The sequence below is a fragment of the Pseudomonas sp. FA117 genome, from assembly GCF_057370475.1.
Genome location: NZ_CM170675.1, coordinates 3389818 through 3402755, shown reverse-complemented (window position 1 = coordinate 3402755; position 12938 = coordinate 3389818). Strand labels below are relative to the sequence as shown.

The following is a 12938-nucleotide window of genomic DNA, read 5'->3' as shown; positions in this document are numbered from 1 at the left end:
GGGCCATGCTCAAGATCCTGGTGCGCCTGTATCTGGTGATCATCGTTGCCTATGCCGGCGCCTTGCTGTTGATCCCCGACGCCATCGTGGGGGCGTTCCACGAACGCTTCATGGCCTACAACCTCGATCAGGCCAAGGGCGTGCAGTCGCTGATCGTCCGCCAGTTCCACCAGGCGCCGCGCGAGCAGTGGCCATCGGTGGAGCAGGACCTGGCATCGGCCTTCGCCCCGCTGCAGGTGGAGCTGTTGCGCATGGACGCTGCCGACCTGGCGCCGCAGGAACGGGCGCGCCTGGAACATGGGCTGTATGCCGTGCGCATCGCCGACTGGGGCTATTACGAGACCGTGCTGGCGCCGCTGGACAAGGAGTGGCTGGTGCGCCTGCACTCGCCACCGGATCCGCTCGACATCAATGTGCTGTCGTGGGGCGTCACCGTGTTGATCGGCGCGGCCATGCTCGGCTGCCTGCTGCTGTGGGTGTGGCCGCACTGGCGCGACCTCGAGCGCCTGAAAGAGACCGCGCGGCGCCTGGGCCGCGGCGAGATGGCCGAGCGTACGCAGATCTCGCCGCGCTCGAACATCGGCGAGCTGGCCGGAGTGTTCGACACCATGGCCGGCGACCTGGAGCGCCAGGTCAACCAGCAGCGCGAGCTGCTCAATGCGGTGTCGCACGAGCTGCGCACGCCCTTGACCCGCCTCGATTTCGGCCTGGTGCTGCTGTTCGACGAGGTGCCACCGGCCAGCCGCAAGCGCCTGCTGGAGCTGGTGGGGCATGTGCGCGAGCTGGACGAGCTGGTGCTCGAGCTGCTGTCGTACAGCCGCCTGGAAAATGCCGACGCGTTGCGCGAGCGGGTCGAGGTGTCGCTGCTCGAACTGGTCGACAGCGTGCTGGGCGGTTTTGCCGAGGAACTGGACGGACGCGGGATCAAGTGGGAGGTGCGCGCCGATGACAAGCTGCCGCGTTTCGTCCTCGATCCTCGCCTGACCGCACGGGCGGTGCAGAACCTGGTGCGCAATGCCATGCGCTATTGCGACGAAAGCCTGCTGCTGCGGCTCAAGCAGGAAGCGGACGGCGCCTGCCTGCTGACGGTCGAGGATGACGGTATCGGCATTCCGCCCGAGGAACGCGAGCGTATCTTCCAGCCCTTCTACCGCCTGGATCGCAGCCGCGACCGCAGCACCGGCGGTTTCGGCCTGGGCCTTGCGATCAGCCGTCGGGCGATCGAAGGCCAGGGCGGGACCTTGACCGTGGCGCAGTCGTCGCTTGGCGGTGCGCAGTTCAGGATTCGACTGCCGGCGGGCTGAGCCGGCTGATTACAGGCTGCGGGTAAGGCCGCCGTCGACCTTGATGTTCTGGCCGGTGATGTAGGCCGCGCCCTCGCTGGCCAGGAAAGCGATGGTGGCGGCGATTTCCTCGCTTTTGCCGTAGCGCTTGAGCGGCACGCTGTCGCGGCGCTGCTCGGTGGCTGGGAGGCTGTCGATCCAGCCGGGCAGGACGTTGTTGATGCGCACGTTGTCCTTGGCGTAGGTGTCGGCGAAGACCTTGCTGAACGCTGCCAGGCCGGCGCGGAACACCGCCGAGGTAGGGAACAGGTCGCTGGGTTCGAAGGCCCAGGCGGTGGAGATGTTGATGATCACGCCGCCTTGCTGTTTCTGCATGACCGGGGTCACCAGACGGCTCGGACGGATCACGTTGAGCAGGTAGGTGTCCATGCCCTTGTGCCAGTCCTCGTCACTGATCTCCAGGATCGGTGCACGGGGGCCGTGGCCTGCGCTGTTGACCAGCACGTCGATGCGCCCCCATTGCGCGAGCACGGCGTCGACCAGGCGCTGCAGGTCTTCGTTGGACTGATTGCTGCCGGTGACGCCGATACCGCCCAGCTCCCTGGCCAGGGCCTCGCCCTTGCCCGACGACGACAGGATCGCCACCTTGAACCCGTCTGCCGCCAGGCGCCGCGCCGCAGCCGCCCCCATGCCGCTGCCGCCGGCGGTGATGATCGCTACTTTTTCTACTGACATGTGGCCTCCAGAGACGCTGTCCGACTGTTTCGATGCAGATCAGCCTAGCACCGGGCTACCGCAGCAGGGAGGCAGCAGGGGTTTGCATATTCAGTAGAAAATCTATTGCCTCAGTGCGATTCGACCTGTTCGAACAACCAGCTGCGTACCACCTCCAGTGCTGCCGGGGTGCCGCCCTTGCGCGGCCAGACCAGATAGAAGTGCTTGTCCATCTCCAGCGCCTGCTCGAATACCTGCACCAGTCGCCCGCTTTGCAGGTCCTCCTGCACGAACAGTTCGCTGGACAGTGCCAACCCCTGTCCGCCCACGGCGGCTTCGATGGCCAGCGAAGTCTGGTTGAAGCGCACGTTCTTCGGCATCGGCTGCGTCGGTTGCCCGAACAGCCGAGCGATGAACTCGGGCCAGAAGTTATGCGCATCGTGCAGCAGCAGGAATTGCTGCAGTTGCTCGATGCTGCGTGGTGTGCCCAGCTGCGCCAGCAGCGTCGGGCTGGCCACGGCGACCACACGCTGCCTGAGCAGCAGCTCGGTGTTGAGCCCCGGGCCGAACGGTGGATGGCCGTAGCGCACGGCCAGGTCCACGGCGTCGGCCTGGAAGCGTGACAGCCGGTCGGTGGCCAGCACCCGCAGGTCGATCTCGGCATGCGCTTCGGTGAACGAGCTCAGGCGTGGAATCAGCCATTTCGAGGCGAACGTGGGGGTGACGCTGACGGTCAGGTGACGGTCGTGCGGGCGCAGTGCGGCAGTGGCTTCGCTGATCAGCGCAAAGGCGCTGCGGATGCTCTGGCTGTAGCCCAGGCCCGCGTCGGTCAGGCGCAGGCCACGGGGCAGGCGCTCGAACAGCTTGATCCCCAGGCTCGCCTCGAGCCCGCGGATTTGCTGGGCAACCGCGGCCTGGGTGACGTCCAGCTCCTCGGCCGCCAGGCGGAAGTTCAAGTGGCGCGAAACCACGTCGAACACGCGCAGGCCGTTGAGTGGGGGGAGGGTGGTCAGGCCGTCGGTCATGGTCGGATCTGGCTGGTGGGCATCGGCGCAGGATAACAGTTTGCACGCCAGGGTCTGTCGCCGGATCGCGCCAGCCGCTACCCTCTACGCCCGACTGTGTTCAGGACCTGCCCATGCATCGCCTCGTGATTGCCGCTTCCCTTTCGCTATTGGCCAGCGCCCCGGTATTCGCCGAGCCGCCGTCGGTAATGCAGCGCTATGCCTGCAGCGCTTGCCACCAGCTCGATGCCCGTGCCGTCGGCCCGTCCTGGAGGGAGATCGCTGCGCGTTATGGCGATGGCAGCAAGCAGGCCGAACAACTGGTGCAGAGCATCCGCCAGGGCAGCCAGGGGCAGTGGGGCACGCTGGCCATGCCACCCCAGGCGCAGGCCCGCGAAGAGGATCTGCAGGCCATCACCCGCTGGATCCTCGAGCAGCAGTGAGCGCGGCGAGATTGTCCCGAGGCTTGCAATGAATCATCAGAACCTGTCCTTCTGATCGAGACCGGCCCTGAAGGCATGACAGTCATCTACGCCCCGGCGACGGCCAGCGCCACCGATCAGAAGATCCGGTCGCTGGCCGCGTACTGGCTGACCACCTGGTTCAGCGCCTGGTGCACCACGGCCGCATCCTGGCTGGCCAGGGCGCGGTCGAGCTGGCCCATGTAGTCGAGCAGCTGGCGCTGGTTGCTGCGGGCAAATTCCAGCTCCAGCGCCTGGTCTTCATAGAGCAGCACATAGCTGCGGCAGAAGCCGCCGATCAGGAAGGCCGCGCAGGCCTGGAACGGCTCGTCGCGGATGATCGCCTCGCAGTGCGCCTTGGCCTGCTTGAACGAGTCGGTGCCTGGCAGGGCAATGGCGAACTGGTTGACCATCAGGGAGAAATTCATTGCAAAGTCACCTCGCTAAACGTGTGTCGAAAATCGCTATCAGCGCTCGAAGGCCAGGCGCTGGCCGCGTACCGTCGGGTCGATGCGCGTGCCATCCCAGACGCGCCGGCCGTTGACGAAGGTGGCGGCGATACTTGCCCTGAAGGTGGTGCCGGCAAACGGCGTCCAGCCACATTTGGACAGTACCTGGGCGTTGCTGACCAGGTGCGGGCGGCGTGGGTCCACCAGCACCAGGTCGGCGGCATGACCCTCGCGCAGGAAGCCACGCTGGCTGACCTGGAACAGCTCGGCGGGGGCATGGCTGACCACCTCGACCAGCCGCTCCAGGCTCAGCTCACCGGCAAATACCCGCTCCAGTGCCGTCTGCAGGGCAAACTGCACCAAGGGGATGCCCGACGGCGCCTGGGTGTAGGGCGCCTGCTTTTCATCGAGCAGGTGCGGGGCGTGGTCGGTGGCCAGCACGTCCAGCCGGCCCTCGGCCAGCGCCCGGACGATGGCGCTGCGATCGCTCTCCTGCTTGATTGCCGGGTTGCACTTGATCAGCATGCCCAGCCGCTCGTAATCCTCGGTACTGAAGTGCAGGAAATGCACGCAGGTCTCGGCGCTGATGCGCTTGTCGCGCAGCGGGCCAGGGCTGAACAGTTCCAGTTCTTCGGCGGTGGAGATGTGCAGCACGTGCAGCCGTGCATCGTGCTTGCGGGCAAGGGCGATGGCCAGGCGCGTGGAGGCGATGCACGCCTCGCGCGAGCGGATCAGCGGATGTTCGCGTGCAGGAATCGCGTCGCCGTGGCGGGCCTTGGCGCGGGCCAGTTCGGCATCGATCATCGGGGTGTCTTCGCAGTGGGTGATGATCGGCACCGGTGCACAGCGGAAGATCTCGTCGAGCACCAGCGGATCATCGACCAGCATGTTGCCGGTCGAGGCGCCCATGAACACCTTGAGCCCTGGCGTGCTGGCCGGGTCGATCTGGCGGATGGCCTCGAGGTTGTCGTTGCTGGCGCCCATGTAGAAGGCGTAGTTGACGGCGCTTGCGCCTGCGGCAAGGGTGTACTTGGCTTCCAGGGTCTGGCGGTCGAGCGCTGCCGGGCGTGTGTTGGGCATTTCCATGAAGCTGGTGATGCCGCCGGCAGCGCAGGCGCGTGATTCGCTGGCGATATCGGCCTTGTGGGTCAGGCCTGGTTCGCGAAAGTGCACCTGGTCGTCGATCATCCCCGGCAGCAACCACAGGCCGCTGGCGTCGATCACCTGTTCCTCGCGCTGCCGGGCAAGTCCTGGTGCGATGCGTTCGATGCGCCCGCTGCGTACGCGCAGGTCGGCAATCCAGCGGCGGCCTTCATTGACCAGCGTGGCGTTGCGGATCAACCAGTTGTCGTCGTGATCGTTCATGCGCTGAGCTCCAGGATCGAGTGGTAGAGCACTTCGGTGGCAGCCAGGAAATCGTCCAGGGCCATCGCCTCGTGCGGGTTGTGCGAACCGTGCTGGTTGCGGATGAACAGCATGGCGCTGGGGATGCCGGCATTGGCGAACACCGCTGCATCGTGCCCGGCCCCGCTGGGGGTGAGCACGCCTTGCCAGCCCAGTGCACGGGTGTGGCGCTGCAGGGTGTCGACCCAAGGGCCGTGCATGGCGGCCGGTTGGGTGTCGATGCGCGTGTCGAACTCGAAACGCACCTGACGCGCCCGCTCGATGCAGCCGGCCTCGTCCAGGACCAGGGCATGGAAGGCGTCCAAGGTGGCCTGGTGCAGGCTGCGCATCTCCAGGCTGAAGGCGACTTCGCCCGGGATGCGCGAGACGGCGTGATGCGCGGCGTTGGTGCCCAGGGTGCCGACGGTGACCACCAGGTCCTTGCCGGCATCGACCCATTCGCTCCAGCGCGCATCGACCCGTGCGATCAACTCGCTGACGGCGAACACCGCGTCGTGCCGGTCTTCACGCGCCACGGCGCCGGAGTGGCCATCTTCGCCCAGGCAGCGCACGCGGTTGTGCCGCAGGTTGCCGCGAATCCCCGGGACCACGCCCAGCGCCTGGCCCATGCGCTCCAGCGATTCGGCCTGCTCGATGTGCACCTCCAGGTAGCCGGCGAACTGTTCGCGCTCGATCAGCCATTGCCGGTGGCCGATGGCCTCCAGGTCGGCACCGACCCCGCGCAGGGCATCGCCCAGGGTGCGCGGGCCGAAGCGGTTGACCAGGGCCAGGTCCTGCGAGCCGAGCCCGCCGAGCAGTGCCCGCGAGCCGATGTACGACTTGCCGTACCAGGCGCTTTCCTCGCCGCGCAGGCCGAGCACGCGCAGCGGGTGGCTGCCGCGCACGCCTTCGCGCTCCTGGCGGCACAGGCACAGCAGGCCGGCGATGACCCCGGCCAGCCCATCGTAGTTGCCGCCCTGGGGCACCGAGTCCAGGTGCGAACCGACCCACAGCGCCGGTTGGCCGTTGTCGTCACGGCGCTGGAAGATCACGTTGCCGGCGCGGTCGTGGCTGACGTCCAGGCCGTGGGTGAGGGCGAAGTCGCTCAGGCAGGCGATCGCCTCGCTTTCCCCGCGGCCGTAGCTTTCCCGCGTGACGCCCTCGTGCGGATCGCGCGACAGCTGTTCGACATCGGCGAACAGCCTGGCTGCCTGCTGCTGCCACAAGGTGCTCATGGCAGTGCTCCGAAGGGGGCGGCCGGGGAATCGTCGAGGCTGCCGATGAGGGTGCGCAGGGCATCGATGCCTTTGCGGCGGCAGTAGGCTTCGAGTTCGTCGACCAGCACGTTCATGGCCTTGGGATGGATGAAGGTGGCGGTGCCGACCTGCACGGCGCTGGCGCCGGCATAGATGAACTCCAGCGCGTCATCGGCGGTGGCGATACCGCCGCAGCCGATCACTGGAATTTCCAGGGCCTGGGCGCACTGGTAGGTGAGGCGGACCATCAGCGGGCGGATGGTCGCCCCGGAAATCCCGCCCATGAAGTTGCCCAGGCGGGCACGGCCACGCTCGATGTCGATGGAAAGCCCGAGCAGGGTGTTGCCGACCACCACCGCATTGGCGCCGGCTTCCTGTGCGGCGAGGGCGACGTTGACGATCTCGCCGCTGTTGGGCGTGAGCTTGACCCACAGCGGCAGCGAAGTGCACTGGCGCATCAGCTCGACCACCTCACGTGTGCTGTCGGCGTGCATGCCGAACGATTGGCCGTGGGCTTCGATGTTGGGACAGGAGATATTGGCCTCGATGCCGGCCACGCCGGGCACATCGCTGAGCTGTGCGGCCAGCTCGGCAAAGCCCTGGGCAGTTGGCGCCGAGACGCTGACGATCAGTGGCGCCTCGAATCCACGGTAGAAGGGCACCACCTTGTCGATGAAGGCCTGGGCGCCTTTGCTGGGGATACCGATGGCGTTCATCATGCCGTCGGCCAGTTCGCACACCCTTGGCATCGGATTACCGGTGCGCTGTTCGCGGGTGATGGTCTTGGTCACCAGGGCGCCGAGCCGGTTGAAGTCCAGCAGGTGGGCAAGTTCTTCGGCGAAGGTGCCGGAGGCCGGCATCACCGGGTTCTTCAGGCGCAGGCCGCCGACGTTCACACTGAGATCGATCATGCCACCACCTCCACCAGGTCGAACACCGGGCCTTCCAGGCAGACCCGCTTGCCGACTTTCAAACCATCCACTTCGAACACGTCCACGCAGCACTGACACATGCCCAGGCCGCACACCATCTGCTGCTCCAGCGCCACCTGGCCCTGCAGTCCGAGCTCCGCGCACAGCTGCTTGAGCAGGCGGGTCAGACGCCGCGAGCCGCAGGTGAACATGGCGTTGCTGCCCTCGCGGGCGATGATCTGCCGCAGGCGGGCCTCAAGCTGCGCGGGGGCGCTGCTGCCGTCTTCGTCGAGCACCACCTCGACCTGGGCGCCGAGCGAAGCGAAACGCTCGCGCGACAGCAGGCTCTTTTCACTGCGAGCGCTGAGTACCGCGGTCAGGCCGATGCCCAGGGCGTGGGCGGCTTCGGCCAGCGGGGCAAGGGTGGCCAGGCCGACGCCACGGGCGACGATGACCATGTGGCGCCAGGTCGGGTCGAGCACGAACCCGTTGCCCAGCGGGCCGAGGATCTCGACGGTCTGTTGCGCCTGCAGGGTTTCCAGGCCGAAGGTGCCCTTGCCGGTGACCTTGTAGAGAAATTCCACCTGGCCGCTCGCCGGGTCGGCCTTGTAGGTGCTCATGGGGCGACGGAAGAATGGCTTGTGCTCGCCATCGCTGGGGCACAGCAGGTTGAAGAACTGGCCCGGCAGGGAGTGGCAGGCGGCGCCGTCGGCCTGCAGCACCAGGCGCTTGTATTCGTCATTGACCCATTCGTTGGACAGCACGCACGCCAGGGTGTCGTCGGGCGGTGTCATGGGTGTGGCCTGGCAGCAGGCGGATATCGCGTTCATGGGGTGGCCTCGCATTTGTCTAATTTTTTATACAGCATGGTCAACAGAAAAGGCCGCCTCGAAGCTGAGGCGGCATATCTACTTTCGATCAATGTTTCGTGGGTTCAATGTACTGCGTAAAAACACAATCGTCTAATTTTTGATACTTGTCACGGGCAGTCTGCCGACGGTCGGCAGATGCTCAGCCTTCGGCCATGTGCGGCTCGCGGTGCGCGGCGCCCTGGCAGGGCGGCAGCAGCCACAAGGTGGCGGCCATGGCCAGCACATACAGCGAGGCGAGCAGCATGATCGCGGCACTGAACGAATAACGGTAGGCGATCGCGCCCACCACCAAGGGACCGAAGCCACCGGCGGCACGGCCCACGTTGAACAGCACGTTCTGCGCGGTAGCACGGATCTGCGCCGGGTAGAGGTCGGAGATCAGTGCACCGTAGCCGCCGATCATGCCGTTGACGAAGATGCCCATGATCGCCCCGGCGAACAGCATCACCGTGGCGTCGCTGAGGTTGGCGTAGGCCACCACCATCAGCGCCGCGCCGGCCTGGTAGAGCAGGAAGATGCGCTTGCGCCCGAAGCGGTCGGCAAGCTGGCCGAACAGCCAGATGCCGAACGCCATGCCCACCACCGTGACGGCGGTCCAGGTGCCCGAGGCCGTGAGCGAGAAGCCGAACTTGCTCGACAGGTAGCTGGGCATCCAGATCATCAGGCCGTAGTAGCCGAAATTCTGCACCGAGGTCAGCACCATGACCCCGGCACTGGCCTTGCTGGTGGCGCGGTCCTTGAACAGGTCGGTGAAGCGGCGGCGGAACGACACCGGGTTGGCCGCTGCCCTGACGAACTCTTCCGGCTCGCCCATGGTGTGGCGGATCACGAACGACAGCAGCGCCGGCACCAGCCCCACCAGGAACATGCCGCGCCAGCCGATGTGCGGCAACAGCAGGGGGGTGAGCAGGGCCGCGGCGAGCACCCCGGCCTGCCAGCCCATGCCGACATAGGAGGAGGCGCGGTTGCGCCGGTGGGCCGGCCAGGTTTCGGCGATCAGCGCCATGCCGATGCCGAACTCGCCGCCCAGGCCGAAGCCGGCCAGGGTCCGGTACAGCAGCAAGTCCCAGTAGCCTTGGGCGATGGCGCACAGGCCGGTGAACAGCGAGAAGGTGAGGATGCACACGCTGAGCATGCGCACACGGCCATAGCGGTCGCTCAGTTGGCCGAAGATCAGGCCACCGGCCACGGCGCCGAGCAGCGTCCAGGTCACCAGCGAGCCGGCCTGGGAAGTCGTCAGGGCCAGGCCCAGAGTGATCGCCGGAAGCATGAAGCCAAGGATCAGCAAGTCGAAACCGTCCATTGCGTAGCCGGTAACGCTGGCGATCAGGGCTTTGCGCGGCGAGGCGTCATGACGGGTATCGGGAGGGCTGTTCAGCGGTGCCATCGGGTATTCCTCTTGTTCTTGTTTAACTTTTTAGACGGTTGGCAGGCAAGGTTCGACGGTTCCAGGGTCGATTGGCGCTCCGGTTGCGCCATCAGCATACTGCGCAGTCGATGCCTTGTCTAAATAATTGGACGATGTGGGCGAAAAAATATCCAGTCGTCTACAGGTGCCATTCCAGGTTGAACGACAGGGCATCGACATCGATACCCTCGCCCTTGCGGTTGCCGAACTTGTTGCGCCAGTACTCGTAGCCCGGCCCGATCCACAGCACGTTCCTGCCCAGGCCGCTCATCTGCCCGAGGTCGAGCATCAGCGAGGTGCGCATCAACTGTTCGTTGGCGGTCGGGTTGTTGCGGTAGTCGTCGCCCTTCTTGCCATTGAGGCTGTAGAAGCCCTGGAATTTAAGCGGCGCCGGCCCGAGCGTGAAGGGCAGGCCCCAGGTCAGGTTGAGCTGGTAGAAGGGGTCGAACAACAGGCGCGAATGGTTGCCGGGCAGGTCGCAGGCGTCCAGGCCGCAGTGGTTCCATTCACGGGCGTAGAACAGGCTGACATCGACGAACCCCACCGGTACTGCGAGTTTCAGTGTCGGCCCTGCCAACAGCATGCGTTTGCGCGACTGGAAGGCATTGTCCTTGGTGTTCCAGTCCAAACCCAGGGTCAGCGCCACGTCCTTGACCGGGCCGAATGCCAGAGGCGCGTCGAAGATGCGCCCGTGCTGCAGCTGGTTGCGGTAGGTGAGGTAGATCTCGGTGGCGCCGCTGCTGCTGTCCTTGCGCGGGTCGTTGTGATCGGACCTGAACACGTCGAGGTTGATGAACTGCTGGCCCAGGGTGTAGCTGCTGACATGGGTGAACTGGGCGATGTGCTTGGCCACGTCCTGGTGCTTGCCGGGATCGGAGAAATGACTGCTGTAGCGGTAACCGACGAAGGTGTCGCTGAAGGTCGGTGGCGCTGCGGCCAGGCTCAGCGCAGGCATGAGGCAGGCGAGTGCGGGCAGGGCGTTGGAGATTCGCATCGGTAGGCTTCCGTTTCTTGTTGTTGTGAAAATGGAGGCAGTGCAAGACGGGGCAGGGTGAGCGCTGGATGGACATCGGCCGGGGTTTTTTGTATTTTTAGACGATCAACCTTGCCTGTCTAAATATTGATACATTCGGCACCGAGGATCGTCAAGCCCATCGAGCGCCCGCGCTCACCGACAACGGAGTTTCCGTGAGCCAGATCGATTACCAAGCCATCGGCGAACGCCTCAGGGCCTTTCGCATTGGCCGCCAGCTCAATGCCGACCAGGTCGCCGACAAACTGGGCATTTCCCGCGCAGCGGTGTATCGGCTGGAACTGGGCAAGATCGTCAAGCTCGAGACCCTCGAGCGCCTCGCCGAGATGCTGCGGGTGTCGATGTCCAGCCTGCTGGGGTCCGATACCGAGTACTTCGACAACGCCTTGGGCTACTTCGAGCGCATGCGTCAGCTGGAAGCGCGTTCGACGCGGATCGTCTCCTACTTCGACCCGTTCTCCTACCTGCTGACCACCCCCGAATACTCCGGGCTGTTCAAGACCATGCTCGACGAAGCACGCCCGACGGACGCGGATCCGGGGCAGGTGACGATGGAGACGCAGATCCTCGACATCCTCGACGAGCGCAAGTCGACCTTCTTCCGCCAGCAATTCCAGGTGCAGTCGATCGTCAGCCTGCGCCAGATCGAACGCTACCTGCACATCGGCCTGGTCGGGCGCCTGGACCTGCCGCCGAGCGTGCGCATGGAGCGTGCGCTGCTGGCCCGGCGCGAGGTCGAGAACCTGATCCGGGTCATCGATGCCGACAGCGACCGCCTGAGCATCAACCTGATCGACGAGACGTTGCCCAGCTCCACCTTCCAGATCTTCGAACAGCCGCATACCCGCTACGTGGCGGTGAGCCCCTATCGGCTGGGCGAGCTGCCCAACCTGCAGGTGGGCATCGCCAGTGTCACGTCCTCGAGCGAAGCGGTGGACATGTACAAGGGCATGACCGCGGCGCTGCTCAAGCGTGCCAGCAGTGGTGAACAGGCCAAGCAGCAGTTGCAGGCGTTGCTGGCCAAACTGTAGGGCTTCAGCCGGCCAGGATCATCACCACACTGTGCCGGCGGTCTAACCGCGTGTTCGACTGCCCTCGGGCGCCGTTCACAGCCCTTCCTCGACCATCTGCAGGAAGGTTGCCACCACGCGTCGCGAACGCTGCTCGCTCAGGCATACCAGGGTTTCGGTCAGGTGCCGCTGGCAGTCGACGATGGGCAGCGCGCAGACCCGTGAGTCGGCGCCGAACTCGGCGGCCGAGACCACGCCCACGCCAATCCCCACCACCACCGCCTCGCGTGCGGCTTCGCGCCCTTCGACCTGGATCGCCGGGCGGATGCGCAGGCCGGCGCGCTGCATTTCCTCTTCCAGGGTCTGGCGCGTCACCGAGCCCGGTTCGCGCAGCACCAGCGGGGTGTCGTCCAGGTCGGCCAGGCTGATCGAGCCCCGGCAGGCCCATGGATGGCCCTGGGACACGAACGCGACCATCGGGTCGCGGCGCATCGGCACGCAGAACAGGCGCTCGTCATCGACATCGCGGCCGAGCAGGGCCAGGTCGGCCTGGTAGCTGAACAGCCGGGCCAGCGACTCGTCGGTATTGCCGGTCTCGATCTTGACCTGGATCCCCGGATAGCGCTGGCAGAAGCGGGCGACCTGCGGCAGCACGTGCACCGGGGCATCCACTGCCAGCACCAGGCTGCCGGTGTGCAGCGCGCGTGAGTCCTGCAGCAGCTCGAGCGCCTCGGCCTCGCAGGCGAACAGGCGCTGGCTGATGCCCAGCAGTCGCTCGCCCAGATCGGTGAGTTGCACCGAGCGCTTGTTGCGCTGGAACAGCAGCACGCCGAAACGCTCCTCCAGTTTGCGCACCTGGTCGGATACCGCAGGCTGGGTTAGGAACAGTTTTTCCGCGGCGCGGGTGAAGCTGCCGTGTTCGGCCACGGCATGAAAGGCCTTCAGTTGCGCTTGCGAAACCGACATGGACACCTCGAAACAGTGGCGTTTAAAAGCTCAGCTTATGAGTGAAATACGATAAATCGATTTTATTTATCAGTCACCCGCTGTTTTCATGTCAATCAACCCGGCGCGGCGCCACAAGCCCTCACACCGGGCCATGGCCCAGCCAGATGACGTCCCTCCGTCATGCAGTGCGCAACACAACAACAAGA

At 65.6% G+C, this 12938-nt stretch carries 13 protein-coding genes; 3 read left to right on the top strand and 10 right to left on the bottom strand.

Annotated features, from left to right (window positions below; genetic code table 11):
* The first annotated feature begins 5 nt into the window (after positions 1–5).
* Positions 6–1304 (top strand): ATP-binding protein, encoded by a 1299-nt coding sequence (locus AC1TXO_RS15720; protein ID WP_486402608.1) that lies wholly within the window; start codon positions 6–8, stop codon positions 1302–1304.
* Positions 1305–1313: 9 nt separating this feature from the next.
* Here the strand turns inward: AC1TXO_RS15720 and AC1TXO_RS15715 are convergent, their stop codons facing one another.
* Positions 1314–2018: an SDR family oxidoreductase gene (locus tag AC1TXO_RS15715; RefSeq protein ID WP_486402607.1), complete on the bottom strand. Its 705-nt coding sequence runs from the start codon at positions 2016–2018 to the stop codon at positions 1314–1316.
* Positions 2019–2128: 110 nt separating this feature from the next.
* A complete protein-coding gene (locus tag AC1TXO_RS15710; protein ID WP_486402606.1) occupies positions 2129–3022 on the bottom strand; it encodes a LysR substrate-binding domain-containing protein in 894 nt (297 codons plus the stop codon).
* A gap of 113 nt (positions 3023–3135) precedes the next feature.
* On the opposite strand from AC1TXO_RS15710, the gene AC1TXO_RS15705 reads away from it, so the two are divergent.
* On the top strand, positions 3136–3444 hold the full coding sequence (locus tag AC1TXO_RS15705) for a c-type cytochrome (RefSeq protein WP_486402605.1): 309 nt from the start codon (positions 3136–3138) through the stop codon (positions 3442–3444).
* Between the two features lie 116 nt (positions 3445–3560).
* On the opposite strand, the gene AC1TXO_RS15700 is transcribed toward AC1TXO_RS15705, so the two are convergent.
* From AC1TXO_RS15700 to AC1TXO_RS15670, 7 genes are all read right to left on the bottom strand, one after another.
* Complete coding sequence (locus AC1TXO_RS15700) at positions 3561–3890, bottom strand: hypothetical protein (RefSeq protein ID WP_486402604.1); 330 nt, start codon at positions 3888–3890, stop codon at positions 3561–3563.
* 39 nt (positions 3891–3929) lie between these two features.
* Entirely contained in the window at positions 3930–5276 is a 1347-nt protein-coding gene (locus tag AC1TXO_RS15695) for a dihydroorotase (protein WP_486402603.1), read from the bottom strand.
* The gene (locus AC1TXO_RS15690) at positions 5273–6529 is read right to left on the bottom strand and encodes a hydantoinase/carbamoylase family amidase (protein ID WP_486402602.1); all 1257 of its coding nucleotides are present in this window, start codon (positions 6527–6529) and stop codon (positions 5273–5275) included. The genes AC1TXO_RS15695 and AC1TXO_RS15690 overlap by 4 nt, the downstream gene beginning before the upstream one ends.
* Positions 6526–7461 (bottom strand): dihydroorotate dehydrogenase, encoded by a 936-nt coding sequence (locus AC1TXO_RS15685; RefSeq protein ID WP_486402601.1) that lies wholly within the window; start codon positions 7459–7461, stop codon positions 6526–6528. The genes AC1TXO_RS15690 and AC1TXO_RS15685 overlap by 4 nt, the downstream gene beginning before the upstream one ends.
* A complete protein-coding gene (locus AC1TXO_RS15680; RefSeq protein WP_486402600.1) occupies positions 7458–8291 on the bottom strand; it encodes a dihydroorotate dehydrogenase electron transfer subunit in 834 nt (277 codons plus the stop codon). The genes AC1TXO_RS15685 and AC1TXO_RS15680 overlap by 4 nt, the downstream gene beginning before the upstream one ends.
* Before the next feature lie 181 nt (positions 8292–8472).
* Positions 8473–9720, bottom strand: coding sequence for an MFS transporter (locus AC1TXO_RS15675; RefSeq protein WP_486402599.1), 1248 nt, complete (start codon positions 9718–9720; stop codon positions 8473–8475).
* A gap of 160 nt (positions 9721–9880) precedes the next feature.
* Positions 9881–10735, bottom strand: coding sequence for a hypothetical protein (locus tag AC1TXO_RS15670; protein WP_486402598.1), 855 nt, complete (start codon positions 10733–10735; stop codon positions 9881–9883).
* Between the two features lie 194 nt (positions 10736–10929).
* Between AC1TXO_RS15670 and AC1TXO_RS15665 the strand changes: the two genes are divergently transcribed.
* A complete protein-coding gene (locus tag AC1TXO_RS15665; protein WP_486402597.1) occupies positions 10930–11805 on the top strand; it encodes a helix-turn-helix domain-containing protein in 876 nt (291 codons plus the stop codon).
* A 75-nt stretch (positions 11806–11880) separates the two neighbouring features.
* Here AC1TXO_RS15665 and AC1TXO_RS15660 read toward each other — a convergent pair whose 3' ends face one another.
* A complete protein-coding gene (locus tag AC1TXO_RS15660) occupies positions 11881–12750 on the bottom strand; it encodes a LysR substrate-binding domain-containing protein (protein WP_486402596.1) in 870 nt (289 codons plus the stop codon).
* Positions 12751–12938: the final 188 nt, after the last annotated feature.

Excerpts from the sequence above, each read along its gene's own strand:
- AC1TXO_RS15690 (WP_486402602.1), bottom strand. The coding sequence starts at position 6,529 with ATGAGCACCTTGTGGCAGCAGCAGGCAGCCAGGCTGTTCGCCGATGTC.
- AC1TXO_RS15675 (WP_486402599.1), bottom strand. The coding sequence starts at position 9,720 with ATGGCACCGCTGAACAGCCCTCCCGATACCCGTCATGACGCCTCGCCG.
- AC1TXO_RS15695 (WP_486402603.1), bottom strand. The coding sequence starts at position 5,276 with ATGAACGATCACGACGACAACTGGTTGATCCGCAACGCCACGCTGGTC.
- AC1TXO_RS15700 (WP_486402604.1), bottom strand. The coding sequence starts at position 3,890 with ATGAATTTCTCCCTGATGGTCAACCAGTTCGCCATTGCCCTGCCAGGC.
- AC1TXO_RS15660 (WP_486402596.1), bottom strand. The coding sequence starts at position 12,750 with ATGTCGGTTTCGCAAGCGCAACTGAAGGCCTTTCATGCCGTGGCCGAA.
- AC1TXO_RS15670 (WP_486402598.1), bottom strand. The coding sequence starts at position 10,735 with ATGCGAATCTCCAACGCCCTGCCCGCACTCGCCTGCCTCATGCCTGCG.
- AC1TXO_RS15685 (WP_486402601.1), bottom strand. The coding sequence starts at position 7,461 with ATGATCGATCTCAGTGTGAACGTCGGCGGCCTGCGCCTGAAGAACCCG.
- AC1TXO_RS15710 (WP_486402606.1), bottom strand. The coding sequence starts at position 3,022 with ATGACCGACGGCCTGACCACCCTCCCCCCACTCAACGGCCTGCGCGTG.
- AC1TXO_RS15720 (WP_486402608.1), top strand. The coding sequence starts at position 6 with ATGCTCAAGATCCTGGTGCGCCTGTATCTGGTGATCATCGTTGCCTAT.
- AC1TXO_RS15680 (WP_486402600.1), bottom strand. The coding sequence starts at position 8,291 with ATGAACGCGATATCCGCCTGCTGCCAGGCCACACCCATGACACCGCCC.
- AC1TXO_RS15705 (WP_486402605.1), top strand. The coding sequence starts at position 3,136 with ATGCATCGCCTCGTGATTGCCGCTTCCCTTTCGCTATTGGCCAGCGCC.
- AC1TXO_RS15715 (WP_486402607.1), bottom strand. The coding sequence starts at position 2,018 with ATGTCAGTAGAAAAAGTAGCGATCATCACCGCCGGCGGCAGCGGCATG.